The sequence below is a fragment of the Actinokineospora sp. genome, assembly GCF_052390155.1.
In the GTDB taxonomy this organism is placed as follows: Bacteria; Actinomycetota; Actinomycetes; order Mycobacteriales; family Pseudonocardiaceae; genus Actinokineospora.
In genome coordinates, this window is the sequence record NZ_JBQTHF010000024.1 from 106,450 (window position 1) to 120,493 (window position 14,044).

12 protein-coding genes are annotated in these 14,044 nt (G+C 72.9%); 7 read left to right on the forward strand and 5 right to left on the reverse strand.

From position 1 onward, the window contains the following. Positions 1 to 6: 6 nt before the first annotated feature. Entirely contained in the window at positions 7 to 909 is a 903-nt protein-coding gene (locus ACT4N7_RS09125; RefSeq protein WP_444828174.1) for a TIGR03619 family F420-dependent LLM class oxidoreductase, read from the forward strand. On the opposite strand, the gene ACT4N7_RS09130 is transcribed toward ACT4N7_RS09125, so the two are convergent. Together ACT4N7_RS09130 and ACT4N7_RS09135 are read right to left on the reverse strand one after the other, a co-directional pair. Beyond that, positions 906 to 1,460: an exonuclease domain-containing protein gene (locus ACT4N7_RS09130; RefSeq protein WP_444828175.1), complete on the reverse strand. Its 555-nt coding sequence runs from the start codon at positions 1,458 to 1,460 to the stop codon at positions 906 to 908. The two genes, ACT4N7_RS09125 and ACT4N7_RS09130, sit on opposite strands and share 4 nt — an antisense overlap. 75 nt (positions 1,461 to 1,535) lie before the next feature. Continuing rightward, positions 1,536 to 3,098: a mucoidy inhibitor MuiA family protein gene (locus tag ACT4N7_RS09135; protein ID WP_444828176.1), complete on the reverse strand. Its 1,563-nt coding sequence runs from the start codon at positions 3,096 to 3,098 to the stop codon at positions 1,536 to 1,538. Positions 3,099 to 3,219: 121 nt separating this feature from the next. On the opposite strand from ACT4N7_RS09135, the gene ACT4N7_RS09140 reads away from it, so the two are divergent. The 3 genes from ACT4N7_RS09140 to ACT4N7_RS09150 all read left to right on the forward strand — a co-directional run bounded on the left by ACT4N7_RS09140 (position 3,220) and on the right by ACT4N7_RS09150 (position 6,275). After that, positions 3,220 to 3,738: a TrmH family RNA methyltransferase gene (locus ACT4N7_RS09140; protein WP_444828177.1), complete on the forward strand. Its 519-nt coding sequence runs from the start codon at positions 3,220 to 3,222 to the stop codon at positions 3,736 to 3,738. A gap of 363 nt (positions 3,739 to 4,101) precedes the next feature. Then, positions 4,102 to 4,956 (forward strand): M23 family metallopeptidase, encoded by an 855-nt coding sequence (locus ACT4N7_RS09145; protein ID WP_444828178.1) that lies wholly within the window; start codon positions 4,102 to 4,104, stop codon positions 4,954 to 4,956. 143 nt (positions 4,957 to 5,099) lie between these two features. Then, complete coding sequence (locus ACT4N7_RS09150; RefSeq protein WP_444828179.1) at positions 5,100 to 6,275, forward strand: DUF4192 domain-containing protein; 1,176 nt, start codon at positions 5,100 to 5,102, stop codon at positions 6,273 to 6,275. A 49-nt stretch (positions 6,276 to 6,324) separates the two neighbouring features. On the opposite strand, the gene galE is transcribed toward ACT4N7_RS09150, so the two are convergent. Genes galE through ACT4N7_RS09165 form a run of 3 tightly spaced genes read right to left on the reverse strand, consistent with a single transcriptional unit; the run spans position 6,325 to position 9,171 of the window. Continuing rightward, positions 6,325 to 7,275: a UDP-glucose 4-epimerase GalE gene (gene galE, locus ACT4N7_RS09155; RefSeq protein ID WP_444828180.1), complete on the reverse strand. Its 951-nt coding sequence runs from the start codon at positions 7,273 to 7,275 to the stop codon at positions 6,325 to 6,327. 46 nt (positions 7,276 to 7,321) lie between these two features. After that, the gene (galK, locus tag ACT4N7_RS09160; protein WP_444828181.1) at positions 7,322 to 8,479 is read right to left on the reverse strand and encodes a galactokinase; all 1,158 of its coding nucleotides are present in this window, start codon (positions 8,477 to 8,479) and stop codon (positions 7,322 to 7,324) included. Next, positions 8,476 to 9,171: a metal-dependent transcriptional regulator gene (locus ACT4N7_RS09165; RefSeq protein ID WP_444828182.1), complete on the reverse strand. Its 696-nt coding sequence runs from the start codon at positions 9,169 to 9,171 to the stop codon at positions 8,476 to 8,478. The genes galK and ACT4N7_RS09165 overlap by 4 nt, the downstream gene beginning before the upstream one ends. Before the next feature lie 101 nt (positions 9,172 to 9,272). On the opposite strand from ACT4N7_RS09165, the gene ACT4N7_RS09170 reads away from it, so the two are divergent. Genes ACT4N7_RS09170 through ACT4N7_RS09180 form a run of 3 tightly spaced genes read left to right on the forward strand, consistent with a single transcriptional unit; the run spans position 9,273 to position 14,032 of the window. Beyond that, the gene (locus tag ACT4N7_RS09170) at positions 9,273 to 10,133 is read left to right on the forward strand and encodes a sulfurtransferase (RefSeq protein WP_444828183.1); all 861 of its coding nucleotides are present in this window, start codon (positions 9,273 to 9,275) and stop codon (positions 10,131 to 10,133) included. Positions 10,134 to 10,143: 10 nt separating this feature from the next. Then, positions 10,144 to 11,319, forward strand: coding sequence for an acetoin utilization protein AcuC (locus ACT4N7_RS09175; RefSeq protein WP_444828184.1), 1,176 nt, complete (start codon positions 10,144 to 10,146; stop codon positions 11,317 to 11,319). Position 11,320: 1 nt separating this feature from the next. Next, positions 11,321 to 14,032, forward strand: a complete 2,712-nt coding sequence (locus ACT4N7_RS09180) for a bifunctional acetate--CoA ligase family protein/GNAT family N-acetyltransferase (protein WP_444828185.1) — start codon at positions 11,321 to 11,323, stop codon at positions 14,030 to 14,032. Positions 14,033 to 14,044: the final 12 nt, after the last annotated feature.

Sequence of the window (14,044 nt, forward strand, 5' to 3'; positions counted from 1 at the left end):
TCCGGTGTGCAGATCGGATTCGCCGTGCCCGTGTCCGGCTCCTGGGCCACCCCTGACAACCTGACTCGGGTCGCCACCCGCGCCGAGGAGTTGGGCTACCACTCGCTGTGGACGTTCCAGCGCCTGCTCGCGCCGCCGGACGGACAGTGGGGCGAGGTGTACCGCAGTGTGCTCGACCCGGTCGCGGCCACCGCGTTCCTCGCCGCGCGCACCAGCCGGATCCGGCTCGGCATCGCGGTGCTCAACGTGCCGTTCTTCGCGCCGCCGCTGCTGGCCAAGCAGCTCGCCACCCTCGACCTGCTCTCCGCGGGCAGGCTCGACGCCGGCCTGGGCATCGGCTGGTCCGACCTGGAGTTCACGGCTGTCGGCGCCGACCTGAGCGACCGCGGCAAGCGCGCCGACGAATACCTGCCGCTGCTGCGGCGGCTGTGGACCGAGGACGTGGTCGAGCACGACGGCGAGTTCTACCGGGTGCCCGCGGCGCGCCAGGACCCCAAGCCGGTCCAGCCGGGCGGGCCGCCGATCCTGCTCGGCGGCGGCGCCAAGCCCGCGCTGCGTCGAGCGGGCACGCTGTGCGACGGCTGGGTGAGCAGCAGCCGCGCCGACCTGGCCACGATCGGCGAGTCGGTCGAGATCGTCCGCGCGGCCGCCCAGGCGGCGGGCCGCGACGCCGACGCGCTGCGGATGGTGTGCCGGGGCTCGGTGCTTGTGCGCCCCGCGGGCGGCGAGCGGCGGCCGCTCACCGGCACCGTCGACCAGATCCGCGGCGACTTCGCCGACCTGGCCGAGCAGGGCATCACCGAGTTGTTCGTCGACTTGAACTTCGACCCGCTGATCGGCTCCCCGGACGCCGACCCCGCCGAGTCGATGCGGCGGGCGGAGGACGCCTTGGCCGCGTTCGCGCCTTAGCGCCAGGCGTCGGCGCGCATCAGGGTGGTGACCAGGGCGGCGATGTTCCAGGCGTCGTCCTCGCCGCGGTGGTGGCGGCCCTCCAGCGCCAGCCCGGCGTGATCGAGTGCCTGCGCCATGCCAGGCCGCTTGCGCAGGCCGTGGGCCTCGGTGAACACCTTCTTGGCGTTGGTGTGCCGCGAACCGAACGGGTATCGCACGGTGGTCGCCGCGCACTGGCGCTCGAACTGCTTGCGGTCGTAGTCGCCCCAGCTCGCCCAGGCCCGCGAGTCCGTGTGGTGCTCTCGGCGCAGGGTGGCGCAGGCTTCGGCGAACGTCAGCCCACTGTCCACTTCGGACTGGGTGAGGCCGGTCAGCTCGGTGCAGAACGCGCTGACCGTCGATCGCTCCGGCCGCACCAGGATGTCGTGGCGCGACACCCGCTCGTGGGTGCCCGTGTCCACGACGGTCAAGCCGATCTCGATGATCTCGTTCGTCTGGCCAGGCGGCGGAGCGTCGGTCCAGCAGGTCGCCTCCACGTCGACCACGCAGAGATAGCGGTCATGATCCATGCCGCGCAGGGTATCCTGATTCGACCGGGGGGTAACCCGAATTGAGGTCATCCAACCCATGTGGACAGTGGTGGGTCACTCCCGCCAGCCGGACAGTTCGACGCCCTTGGCCACGTCCACCCGGAAGCCCAGGCCGAGCTCGGCGGTCTGCCCGGCCGCGACCTCCAGCCGCCAGGTCACCTCGCCCAGGTCGGTGCGCTCGGCGGGCTCCGGGGTCAGGACCACCTCGCGCACCACCACGGATTCATTGCGCGACACCGGGATCTGGTCCACCACGGTGATCCGCGCGGCCCGCGGCCCGTAGTTGCCGACCTTGATCCGGTAGCTCGCCTCCTGCCTGCGCGTGCCGCCGAGCACCGCCTTGCCCGCGGACCGGCGGACCAGCTCGCGCTCCACCCGGACCCGCTCGTCCACGCCCAGCGCCAGCTCCACCTCCTCGCCCGGCGCCCACGGCTCCAGGTCCGTCACCCCGACGAACTCGACGTCGTGGAAGATCGAGGCGCGGCCCGGGCGCAGGGTGTGTTCGGAGGTGTTGGTGACGGTCGCCCGCAGGTACGCCTCGGGCCCGCGCAGCGGCACCGTCACGTGGTCGATCTCGGCGGGCAGGTCGATCTCGGCCACCGTGGTCCGGTGCGCCGTACCGTCCGCCGCGACGGCCACGGGACGGGCGGGCCGATAGGTGGCCGCGGCGGCACCGTGCTCGACGGTGGCGAACACCTGGTCCAGCATCGGCGCCGACTCCATCATCGCCGCGCCGGGCGCCGCCGCCGCAGGCATCGGGACCCCGCCGAAGTTGCCACGCGCCATCGCCTTGGCCGCCACGGGGCGCACGATGTCCATGTACCACGGGGAAAGCTCCGGCACGGTGACGCTGTTCGCGGGCTGCGCGGTGGACAGCCGCAGGTCGCACTCCGGCCAGTCCTCGCCTGTGTGCTGGGTGATGAGCCCGTACCAGGTCAGCGACAGCGTGCTCGCGGTGAGCCGCAGGTCGTAGCGCGACTCCCAACTCGCGGCGTCGACCAGGTAGGACACCTCCAGCTCCACCTCGCCCGCCTCGGCCACGGCCAGGTCGGTGGCGATCGCCATCCGGTCGGGCACCCGGTAGGCGTCCCGGTCACCGATCCGGCGCACCACCTCGTCGTGCTCGGCCCGCACCTCGCGCCGCGCCTCGGCCAGTTCGCGCCGGTCGGCCAGCACCGCGGCGAGCTGCTCGGCCAGCGCGTCGCCGACCGCGGCCACCCGGGCGGCAGCCGTCTCGTCCTTCGCCAGCGTCTGCGCGAACGCGCTGCTGGACCGCCTGTTCAGCGAGGTGACCAGTTCGGCGCGGGCGGCCAACACGGTGTCCTGGTCGGCCAGCGCGTCGAGGCGCGCGGTCAGCGCGTCGCGCCGCTGCTCCAACTCGGCGACGGCGCCGTCGGGGGTGCGCGGGTTGCGCTCGGGCAGCACGTCGACACCGAGCACGGTCGCGGGCCCGCGACCGCTGACCCGCACGGAGTCGGCGTGCAGGTGCGGCGGCAGACCGCCGACGAGCACCCGCCGCTCGCCCGCGTCGAGGCGGACCGCGCCGCGCCGGGTGATCCGGGCCTGTCCCGGGTAGACGGTCACGGCGACGATCGGGGCGTCCACTCTGCTGCTCACGCCGCGAGGCTACTCACGCGCGGTAGCATGGGGCCACGCCAGTTCGCCGTCGATGGCTCCGGGTGTGCCGCGAAACGCCCGTCCGCATGACTTCTCCCGGGGAGATCTCCTCGCCCGCGCGATGACCGCGCCGCCGCTGTGGGTCCGCAGCCGCACCGAACTCCGCCGCTCCCGGCGCCGCCGCGCGCACTCGTGCTGGGACCACCTGATCCTGGCGCCGCTGTGGCCCAAGCACGGCGTCAACCTCGGCACCCTGCTGCGCACCTGCGACGCGGTCGGCGCCTGTCTGGCCGTCCCGCGGCTGCGGTGGGTGCCCGAGGCCCTCGACCGCGGCAACACCCTGCGCAAGCCGACCTGCGTGCACTGGGTCAACGACCCGCTCACCTGGCTCGACACCCAGCGCGCCGACAGCGACGTGCTCGGCGTCGAACTGGCCGACGAGGCGGTGCGGCTCGCCGACCTCGCACCCGCGCGCCGCCGGACCGTGGTCGTGCTCGGCCACGAGTCCGACGGCATTCCCGCCGACGCCACCGCGCTGCTGCACCGCGCGGTGGAGATCCCGATGCTCGGCACCGGGCTCAGCCTCAACGTCGCCGTGGCGGGTTCGCTGGTCGCCTACAAGCTCGCGGGCCTTGTCTGAGCGATTGATCTCGGCCAACAGCTCGGCCTTGAGCGTGTCGTCGCGGTACGCCGCCCGCACGCCCGCGCGCGCCAGGTCTGCCGGCTCGGATCGGCCTAGCCCGAAGTGCTCATGAGCAGGTGGCGGCCAGGCCGGACACCGCGCCGCACGTTCGACGTCTCGACACTGCCCTCGGGGCGGTGTCGCAGGACCCAGGTGACGGTGTCCGGCTTGTCAACCCTGTTCTCCACAGTGGACGTCGCGCGGCCTTACGACATCTGGGTGGTTGGGAATCTGCTCACCATCACGTTTCTTCGGAAGTCTTCCACCAACGGGTCGGTTCGTGGTCCGATCACCACCACTTGACGTTCGCGGAGGTGGCAGATGATCGGATTCCGAACCCTCTTATCGCTGGCGGGCACCACTGTGGTCGCGGCGACGTTCCTCGTGGTCGGCGGGGGCGTCGCGGCGGCGGCGCCCGCTTTCCAGATGCCGTTCGCCTGCGGGCAGGTGTGGGAGGGCCAGACCCGCACCAGTCACAGTCCGGCCAATGCGGTCGACTTCAACCGGTCGGGCGACGACGGCGACCCGGTCGTCGCGTCGGCGGGCGGTCGCGTATCGCGGGTCGACAACGAAGGCAGCGTCAGCTACGGCCGGTGGATCGAGATCGACCACGGCTCCGGCTGGCGCACCCGCTACGCCCATCTGTCCGCGCAGCGCGTGTCGGTCGGGCAGAACGTGTCCCAGGGCCAGCTCATCGGCAACGTCGGCAACACCGGCGGGTCGAGCGGCGCCCACCTGCACTTCGAGCAGACCCTCAACGGGTCCGCGCAGAAGATCGTCTTCAACGGCGCGCAGATCTTCTACTGGGGCACTCGCAGCTACACCAGCCGCAACAAGTGCTCCGGCGGCAGCAACCCGTACACGCCGCAGGAAGTGTGCGGCAGCGCGTACAGCGTGATCGACTCCGCGGCGCTGGGCAGCTCGGGAACGGCCTACCTGCTTTACAACTCCGCCAACGGGAACAACTGCGTCACCACCATCAAGGCGGTGTCGATCGGCACGCCGTCGTCGGTGTCGGCGTTCCTCGAAGTCCAGGGCGGCACCCGGACAACGGACTCCGGGTCCTTCGGGTACTACGCCGGGCCGGTCGCGAAGTCGGCGGCGGGCAAGTGCGTGAAGTGGGGCGGCTCGGTCGGGTCGTCGAGCTACACCAGTCCGTTCGAACACTGCGGCTGAGCGGCCGAAGAGGATAACGCACCGGCCTGACGAAACCGCGTCCCACAACGGCTTCGTCAGGCCGGTTATCCACAATGGCCACACCCATCCACAGTTTCGCCACCCCCATTTCCCCGATCCCGGAATCGGCCCACAGTGGACGCATGCGAACTCCACTGCACACCACCCTCACCCTCGCGAACGGCGGCGACCTGGTCGCGGCCGCTCCGCACCTGCTCGGCTTCCACCCGGACGACTCCCTGGTCGTCATCTCCCTCGTCCCCGATGAAAGCCCAGGTAGTCCAGGGCACGAGGAGGGCATCCGGGTCGGCCCCGTCATGCGGGTCGACCTGCCCGCCGCGCGCCACCGGGCGGCGGTGGCCCGCCAGTTGAGCACCACTGTGGTCGACCACGGCGCGGCCAAGGCCCTGGTCCTGGTCACCGGCGGCGGCACGGCCCGCGGGCCGGACTCGATGCCCCACCGCGAACTCGTCGACGAGCTGACCCGCGCGCTCGCCGCCGCCGACGTCACCGTCGACCACGCCTTGTGGGCGCGGGCCGCGCAAGCGGGCGAAACCTGGTGGTGCTACTTCAATCCCGACTGCACGGGCATCGTCCCCGACCCGGACGCCACCACCCTCGCCGCCGCGATGGCGGTCGCAGGCGCGGTGAAGTACCCGAGCCGCAAGGCCATGGCCGACAGCCTCGCGTCCGATCCGCCCGCCGCCCTCGACCGCCGAGCGGCCCTTCTCGACGCCCGGGTCGAGGACGAACTGCGCGCCGCCGACGAGGGTACCTGCGACCCCGACGCCTTCCAGCGCGACCTGGCCGTCATCAACGCCGCCATAGCCGACGTGGCTCTGCCAGACTTCGACCTGCCGACCGACAGTCTGGTGCGGATGCCCACGCCGCCAACCGAATTCCCGACAACGCCCGGTCGCGCGAGACCCGCGGCGCAGAGTCGCGCGCGGCCACCCGATCAAGACCTCGACGACGACCGGCTCGCCGCCCTCGCCATGGCCTTGAGCCACAGCGACATCCGCGGCGAATGCCTCAAGCTGATCCTCACCGACCGTGCCGCCGCCGCGGACCGGCTGTGGATCCGGTTGACCCGCGCCCTGCCCGCCCCGGAACGCGCGGAGCCCGCCTGCCTGGTGGCCATCAGCGCCTACCTGCGCGGTGAGGGCACCTTGGCGAGCATCGCGCTGGAGGTGGCTCTGGCGGCCAATCCGGCGCACACCCTCGCCGCGCTCCTGAACGCCACCGTCGACCACGCCATCGCACCGACCGAACTCCGCGCCATCATCAGCCGGGCCGCTCGCTCCGCCGAACGCCGGTGAGTGGCGTGACCGCCCACGCCCGACCAGTGCACTGTCCTAACAGGACGGTTCAGCGGCAGGTGAATTCCCAGGCGTCGGTGATGATGGTGTGGAGGTCGGTGCGCTCGGGCTTCCAGCCCAGGTGTTCTGCCGCCGCGTCGGCCGAGGCGACCAGGACCGCTGGGTCGCCCGCTCGACGGGGAGCGAACTCGGCCGGAATGGGGTGGCCGGTGACCTCGCGGCAGGTCTGCACGACCGCACGGTTGGAGAAACCGGTGCCGGTGCCGAGGTTGTAGATCTGGTGGCTGCCTTCGGCCGCGTGGTCGAGGGCGAGCAGGTGTGCGTCGGCCAGGTCGAGGACGTGGATGTAGTCGCGGACGCAGGTGCCGTCGGGGGTGGGGTAGTCGTCGCCGTAGATGGAGAGGGATCGGCGGGTGCCACTGGCGACCTGCAGCACGATCGGGATCAGGTGCGTCTCGGTGGTGTGCCGTTCGCCGAAACGGGAGTAGGCGCCCGCGACGTTGAAGTACCGCAGGCTCACGGCCGCCAGGCCGTGCGCGTCGGCATAGGAGGTGATCGCGTGATCGATGGCGAGTTTCGTTGCGCCATAAGGGTTTGTGGGCCGGGTCGGGGCAGACTCGACGATCGGTACCCGCTCGGGCTCGCCGTAGGTCGCCGCGGTGGAGGAGAACACCAGGCGCGGGGTGCCCGCCTCGCGCATCGCGTCCAGCAACCGCAGGGAGGTGACCACGTTGCCGGTCCAGTATGTGCCCGGGTCCTGCATGGACTCGCCCACCAGTGACTTCGCCGCGAAGTGCAGCACGCCGTCGAAGCCCTCCGCCAGCAGCGCGGGCGCGGCCTCGCCGACGTCGGCCCGCACGAATCGCACGCCGTCGGGCACCGCGTCCTCGTGCCCGGTCGACAGGTCGTCGACGACCACCACCTCGTGCCCGGACTCCACCAGCCGCGCCGCGCAGACGCTGCCGATATATCCCGCTCCGCCCGTCACGAGCAGCTTCACCGTGGTCCTCGCCTTCCTCGTCCTCGCGGCGGCCCGGGTCCGGGCCTCAGTGGTCGCGGCCGGCGCCCGCCGACGGCACCGCCCGGAACAGTCGCGGCGACGGCAGCGACCGCTCGACGTAGGCCGAGAGCACCGCATCGCACACCTGCGCGCGCCGGTCGACCGGCACGAGGGCGATGGCGGAACCGCCGAACCCGCCCCCGGTCATTCTGGCACCCAGCGCCCCGGCGCCCACCGCCGCGTCTACGGCCAGGTCCAACTCCGGGCAGGACACCCGGTAGTCGTCGCGCAGGCTGCGGTGCGAGGCGGTCAGGGTCGGGCCGATGTCGGCGAGCGCGCCGTCGCGCAGCATGGCCACGGTGCGCAGCACCCGCTCGTTCTCGGTGACGACGTGCCGGGCGAGCGGCAGCAGGTCGTCGGGCAAGCGTGTCAGCGTGTCGGCGTCGCGCAGTGCGGCGACACCGAGCAGCTTCGCGGCCCGCTCGCAGTCGCGTCGGCGCTCCCCGTAGGCCGAGTTCGCGAGCGAGTGCTTGGCCCGCGTGTCGATCACCAGCACGTCGAGCCCGTGCGCGGCGGCGTCGAACGGCACCTGTTCCTGGACCCCGGAGCGCACGTCGAGGAACAGTGCGTGCGACTCGACGCAGCACAGCGACGCCGTCTGGTCGAGCAGGCCGGTGGGGACACCGACGAAGTCGTTCTCCGAGCGCTGCACCCACCCGGCGACCTCGGTGAGCGTGGGTGCCCCAGCCTTGCCGGGCCGCGCACCGGCCAGGCCGAGCAGCGCCAGCGCGACAGCGCACTGCAGCGCGTGCGACGACGAGAGCCCGGCCCCCGCGGGCACGTCGCCCGTGATCACCAGGTTCGCGCCGGAGGTGAACCCCTGGTCGCGCAGCACCCAGGCCACCCCGCTGGGGTACGCGGCCCAACCGCCGACCAGGCCCGGGGTCAGCTCCGCCACCCGAACCGGGGCGGCCCGCTGGGGGAACCCGTCGTCGCCGACGGTGGTGGCCGCGAGCAGGCCGTCGGCCCGGGGCGCCGCGGCGACCGCGATTCGGAACGGCAGCGCGAACGGCAGTACGTAGCCGTCGTTGTAGTCGGTGTGCTCGCCGATGAGGTTCACCCGGCCGGGGGCGGACCACACCCCGCGGGGCGCGCGCCCGTAGAGCCGCCGGAACTTGTCGGCGGCCCGTCGCGCCGGGGTCACCGCGAGCGGGCGAGGACCGCGTGCAGCACCGTGGGGGCCAGCTCGGCGGTGTTGCCCGCGCCGGTGATCTCGATGTCGTTGCCGTCGCCCTTGGACGGTCCCACGGTGATCACGCCGCCCGGGATGACGCCGACGGCCTTGAGCTCGCCCATCAGGTCGGGGTCGAGCTGCACGTGTTCGGCGATGCGGCAGACCTCGACCTTGCCGCCGCCGCGCCGGGCAACCTCGTCGACCCGGACCAGACCGGCCTCGACCGGCGGCGCGGGCTCGCCCTCGCCGAGTTTGTCCAGGCCGGGGATCGGATTGCCGTACGGCGAGGTCGTGGGGTATCCGAGCAGTTTGACCAGCTTGCGCTCCACGGCCTCGCTCATCACGTGTTCCCAGCGGCACGCCTCGCTGTGCACGTGTTCCCACTCCAGGCCGATCACGTCGACCAGCAGGCGCTCGGCGAGCCGGTGCTTGCGCATCACGGCGATCGCGAGGGAACGGCCGTGGTCGGTCAGTTCGAGGTGCCGGTCCCCGGCGACCACCACCAGTCCGTCGCGCTCCATGCGGCCGACGGTCTGGCTCACGGTCGGGCCGCTCTGGCCCAGCCGTTCGGCGATCCGGGCACGCAGGGGGACGACGCCCTCCTCTTCGAGTTCGTAGATGGTTCGGAGGTACATCTCTGTGGTGTCGATGAGATCGTTCACGCCGGTGCCCCTTCGTCACGTCCATATTAGTCGCTGGTCCCGACAGTGCAGCGAGGCTGTCGCGGTCTGTGACGGCGGAGCCGGTCGGGCAGGATGTGCGGGTGACCGCACACCTCCGGCCCCTCGTGTCCGCCGCCGAGCTGGCGTCCCTGTTGGCCGGTCCCCGGCCGCCGGTCCTGCTCGACGCCCGCTGGCGTCTGGGCGGTCCGCCGGGCCGGGCCGACCATGCCGTGGGCCACCTGCCGGGTGCCGTCTTCGTCGACCTGGACACCGACCTCGCGGGCGCGCCCGGCGCGGGCGGCAGGCACCCTCTGCCCGAGCCCGACGACCTGCGGCGGGTGCTGCGCGCCGCGGGTGTGCGCGCGGACCGGCCGGTGGTCGCCTACGACGCCGACAACGGATCGGTGGCGGCGCGGGCGTGGTGGTTGCTGCGGTGGGCGGGACACGCCGAGGTCGCGGTGCTCGACGGCGGATACGCGGCGTGGGTGGCGGACCGCAGGCCGGTGAGCACTGACCAGCCCCAACCCGAGCCGGGCGACGTCGAGGTCCGGGCCGGGAACATGCCGGTGCTCGACGCGGAGAGCGCGGCCGGGCTGGCGCGGTCGGGGGTGCTGCTCGACGCGCGGGCGCCGGAGCGGTACCGCGGCGACGTGGAGCCGATCGACCCGCGCGCCGGGCACATCCCGGGCGCGGTCAACGCGCCGTTCGCGGGCCACATCGGGGCGGACGGGCGCTGGCTGGCCGGGTCCGCGCTCGCCGAGCGGTTCGCGGGGCTGGGTGTGCGTGACGGGGAGCCCGTGGGCGCGTACTGCGGTTCCGGGGTCACCGCGGCCTCCGTCGTGCTCGCGCTGGAGGCGTCCGGGCTCACGTCGGCGCGGGAGCCCGCGGCCCTGTACGCGGGCTCGTGGTCGCACTGGTGCGTGGATCCCGCGCGCCCGGTGGCGACGGGTGACGAGCACTAGGGTTTCCGGTATGGGTGATCGAGCGACCGTCGTCTGGGACTCCGCGCTGCTCGGCTACGACCTCGGCGGCGACCACCCGTTCAACCCGATCCGGCTCGAACTGACCATCCGGCTGGCTCGGGCGCTGGGCGTGCTCGACGGCGTGGAGCTGCACGCGCCGGAGCCGGCCGAGGAGGCCGACCTGGAGCGCGTGCACGAGGTCGGCTACCTGCGCGCGGTGCAAGAGGCGCCGATGGCGAGCTGGGACGTCGGGCACGGTCTGGGCACCCCGGACAACCCGGTGTTCGATCAGATGCACGCCGCGTCGGCGCTGGTGGTCGGCGGGTCGCTGCTGGCCGCCCGGCGCATCGCGAGCGGCGAGGCCGACCGCGCGGTGAGCATCGCAGGCGGACTGCACCACGCGATGCGCGACCACGCCGCCGGGTTCTGCGTCTACAACGACTGCGCGGTGGCCATCTCGTGGCTGCTCGACAACGGCTTCGACCGGATCGCCTACCTCGACGTCGACGTCCACCACGGCGACGGCGTGCAGGTCGCGTTCTACGACGACCCGCGCGTGCTGACCGTCTCGCTGCACCAGCACCCGGCGACGCTGTGGCCGGGCACGGGATTCGTCACCGAACTCGGCAGCCGCGCCGCGCAGGGCACCTCGGTCAACCTGCCACTGCCCCCGCACACCCGCGACGGCGCGTGGCTGCGCGCCTTTCACGCCGTGGTTCCCTCGCTGCTCAGCGCGTTCCGGCCGCAGGTGCTGGTCACCCAGTGCGGTGTGGACACCCACGAGGAGGACCCGCTCGCCGACCTGTCGCTGTCGGTCGACGGCCACCGCGAGATCTACCGGACGCTGCGCGAGTTGGCCACCAGGTACGCGGGCGGCAAATGGCTGGCCACCGGCGGCGGTGGCTACCAGGTGCTGCGCGTGGTCCCGCGCTCGTGGACCCACCTGCTCGCCACGGTGCTCGACCGCGACGTGGCGCCGGACACCCCGCTGCCCGCCGAGTGGACCGACACCGTGCGCGGCGTCGCCCCCCGCGCCGAGCTGCCGCTGACCATGAGCGACGGCCGGGACACCGCGTTCGAGCCGTGGGGCGGCGACGGCAGCGACGCCGTCGACGCCGTGATCCGCGACGTGCGGCGGGCGATCTTCCCGCTGCACGGCCTCGATCCCGACGACCCGAGGGACTGACGTGGCCGATCCGCAGGCCGAGCCGACCCGCGACCCGTACGACTACCCGCGGCGCTGGGAGGCCGACGTCGTGCTGTCCGACGGCGGCACCGTCCACTTGCGACCGATCCTGCCCAGCGACGGCGACGCGCTGCTCGCCTTCCACAGCAGGCTTTCCGAGCGCACCCGCTACTTTCGCTACTTCGGGCCGTACCCGCACATCTCGGCGCGCGACCTCAAGCGGTTCAGCACCGTCGACCACCACGACCGGGTGGCCTTCGTCACGCTGCTCGGCGACGACGTCATCGCCGTCGGACGCTACGAGCGGCTCCCGGAAGGCGACTCCGCCGAGGTCGCCTTCGTGGTCGAGGACACCCACCAGGGCCGCGGCGTCGGCTCGATCCTGCTGGAGCACCTGGCCGCCGCCGCGCGCGAGCGCGGGCTGGGCAGGTTCGTCGCCGAGGTGCTCGCCGAGAACTCCCAGATGGTCCGCGTGTTCCGCGACGCCGGCTACCAGGTGAGCCGCGAGATCGACGGGGGCGTGCTGCACCTGGAGTTCGCGATCGACCCGACCGAGGCGTCGGTGGAGGTGGCCCGCGCCCGCGAGGAGGCGGCCGAGGCGCGCAGCGTGCACAACCTGCTGCACCCGCGCTCGGTCGCGGTGATCGGCGCGTCCACCGACCGCACCAAGATCGGGTACGCGGTGCTGGGCAACCTGCTGGCCGCCGACTTCACCGGCCCGGTGTTCCCGGTCAACCCCGAGCACGTGTCGGTGCGCGGAGTGCGGGCCTACCCGACCGTGCTCGACATCCCGGACCCGGTCGATCTCGCCGTCGTGGCGGTTCCGGCCGCCGGGGTGGACGAGGTGATGGACGCCTGCCTGGCCAAGGGCGTCAAGACGCTCGTGGTGGTGACCTCCGGCTTCGGCGAGACCGGGCCGGACGGCCGGGGCATCGAGCGCAGGCTCGTCGACGAGGCCCGCGCGCACGGCATGCGGGTGGTCGGGCCGAACGCGTTGGGCGTGGTGAACCTGGACCCGGACGTCCGGCTCAACGCCACCCTCGCGCCGACGCTGCCCGGCCGCGGGCGCACCGGGTTCTTCTGCCAGTCCGGCGCCCTGGGCACGGCGATCCTGGCCGATGCGGCGGCGCGCGGGCTCGGCCTGTCGACGTTCGTCTCGGCGGGCAACCGGGCCGACGTGTCCGGCAACGACTTGCTGCAGTACTGGCAGACCGACCCGGCCACCGACGTCGTGCTGCTCTACCTGGAGTCCTTCGGCAACCCGCGCAAGTTCGCCCGGCTCGCGCGCAGGCTCGGCCGCGGCAAGCCGGTGGTCGCGGTGAAGTCGGGCCGCAACGCCGTGCTGCCCGCGCTCGCGGCGACCGGGGTCGCGGTGGACGAGTCGAGCGTGCAGGCGCTGTTCGAGCAGGCCGGGGTGATCCGGGTCGAGTCGATCGCGCAGCTCTTCGACACCGCGCTGCTGCTGGCCCACCAGCCGCTGCCGCCGGGGGAGCGGGTGGCGGTGGTCGGCAACTCGTCGGCCATCGGCGTGCTGGCGGCGGACGCGGCGCTGGCCCAGGGGCTCGACCTCGCGGGCGACCCGATCGACGTCGGCGCCCAGGCCGGGCCGGAGGAGTTCGCCGCCGCGGTGGCCGACGCCCTGCGCCGCGACGACGTCGACTCGCTGATCGTGGTGTTCGTGCCGCCGCTGGCGATCCCCGGCACCGCGTACGCCCGGGCGCTGCGCGAGGCCGCGGCGGACCTCACCGAGACCGGCAGCAAGCCGATCGTGTCGACTTTCCTTGCCGCGGAAGGGATTCCGGCCGAACTCGCGGTGCCCGACCCGGACGGCGCGCCCGGCCGCGGCTCCATCCCGTCCTACCCGAGCCCGGAGCGCGCCGCCCTCGCGCTGGCCAGGGCCACCCGGTACGCGCGCTGGCGCTCGGCCCCGCTCGGCGAGTACACCCGGCCCGACGGGACCGACCCGGTGCGCGCCGCCGAGGTCGTCGCGGCCGCGCTGTCCGAAAGCGACAGTCGTGAGGTCGAGCTGACCGACGGTCAGGTGCTGGAAGTGCTTTCCTGCTACGGGATCGACGTGATGCCCTTCCGTGTCGTGTCCACAGCGGATGGTGCGGTCGAGGCGGGCGCCGACCTCGGGCTGCCGGTAGTGATGAAGTCGGCGAGCAGGCAGTTCCGGCACCGCAGCGACCTCGTCGGCGTGCGGTTGGACCTCACCACCGCCGACGGCATCCGCAACGCCCACACCGACCTGCGCGAAGTGTCCGGTGTGGACTCGGTGTACGTGCAGCGCATGGCGCCCAAGGGAAACTCGTGCACGATCGGGCTGCAGGACGACCCGTCGTTCGGCACGCTGGTGTCCTTCGGGCTGGCCGGCGTGATCAGCAATCTGCTGGGGGACCGCGCTTACCGGGCGGTGCCGCTGACCGATGTCGACGCGGCGGCGCTCGTGCGTGCGCCCAAGGCCGCGCCGCTGCTCGCGGGCTACGGCGGCGACGAGCCGGCGGACCTCAGCGCGCTGGAGGAACTGGTGTTGCGGGTGGCGGCGCTGGGTGAGGACGTGCCCGAGGTCCGCGCTCTGGTGATCGAGCCGATCCTGGCTTCGGCGGCGGGGGCGTTCGTGACGGGCGGGCGGATCACGGTTGGTGCGCCGCCGTCGCGGCATGACAGCGGGCCGCGCAGGCTGCGACCTGTTCCGGTGGATGTGCCGGTCTGACGATCTTGCCGC